At 73.1% G+C, this 1,161-nt stretch carries 1 protein-coding gene; it reads left to right on the top strand.

The features are described 5' to 3' along the window. Nucleotides 1-50 precede the first annotated feature (50 nt). Nucleotides 51-1,100 (top strand): C40 family peptidase, encoded by a 1,050-nt coding sequence (locus tag DQW06_RS02810; protein WP_117197900.1) that lies wholly within the window; start codon nt 51-53, stop codon nt 1,098-1,100. Nucleotides 1,101-1,161 lie beyond the last annotated feature (61 nt).

Genomic DNA, 1,161 nt, shown 5'->3' with positions numbered 1-1,161 from the left:
TCCCCCGACCCTTCCCCACGGCATTGGGACAAGGGGAGAAAGGTCTACACGTGTTGGCATCCCGTCGCGTCCGCAGGCGCCGCACCGCGGCCCTCTCCTCCCTGACCGCAGCCGCCCTGCTGCTGCCCACCGCGGTGGCCCACGCCGATCCGACGGCCGAGGAGGTCCGCGAGGAGATCGAGGCCCTCGAAGAGGAGTACATCGAGCTCAACGCGGCCTACAACGAGGCCAAGGAGACGCACGAGGCCGCCCAGGAGGAGCTGGAGGGCATCCTGGAGGAGATCGAGGCCGCCGAGGAGAAGGTCGCCGAACTCGGCCTGGGCGCCCGCCGGCTCGCCAGCTCCACCTACACCGGCGTCGACTTCACCTCCTTCCACCACCTGCTCAGCTCCACCGGCCCCGAGGACGCCCTGGCCCACCAGGCCGACCTGGACTACCTGTCGACCCAGAACGACGGCAACCTCGCGCAGTACGTCACCGAGCTGGAGAACCTGGAGGTCCTGGAGGCCGAGGCCAGCGCGACCGAGGAGGAGGCCGCCGAGGCCCTCAAGGAGGCCGAGGAGGCCACCGAGGCCGCCGAGGAGGCCATCGAGGAGCAGGAGGGGCTCCTCTCGGAGCTGACCGCCGAGGAGCAGGCGGCGGCCACCCAGAACGTCGGCCAGACCGGCGGCGGGAGCAGCGGAGGCGGAGGTGGAGGTGGAGGCGGCGGTGGCGGCAGCTACACCGGCCCCGCCACCGGCAGCGCCGCCACGGCGCTGAACTTCGCCTACGCCCAGGTCGGCAAGCCCTACGTCTGGGGCGGCACCGGCCCCGGCGGCTACGACTGCTCCGGGCTGGTCCAGGCCGCCTGGGCCGCCGCCGGCGTCAGCCTGCCCCGCACCACCTACCAGCAGGTCAACGCGGGCCAGCGGGTCTCCTGGGAGAACAAGCAGCCCGGCGACCTGCTCTTCTTCTACCCCGGCGGCAGCGGCCCCGAGCACGTGGGCCTGTACGCGGGCGACAACGTCATGGTGCACGCCTCCACCTCGCGCCGCCCCATCGGCACGGTCACCCTGAACGACTACTACCGCGCCGAGTTCGTCACCGCCGTCCGCCCCTGACCGGCGCACGGCTCCCGGTGCCCCGCGACGCACGGCGTCGCGGGGCGCCGCCGTCTCCGGG

The sequence above is a fragment of the Nocardiopsis sp. TNDT3 genome, assembly GCF_003427465.1.
GTDB lineage: Bacteria > Actinomycetota > Actinomycetes > Streptosporangiales > Streptosporangiaceae > Nocardiopsis > Nocardiopsis dassonvillei.
The sequence above is the reverse complement of the archived record's forward strand: the minus strand, read 5'-3'. Positions and strand labels throughout refer to the sequence as shown.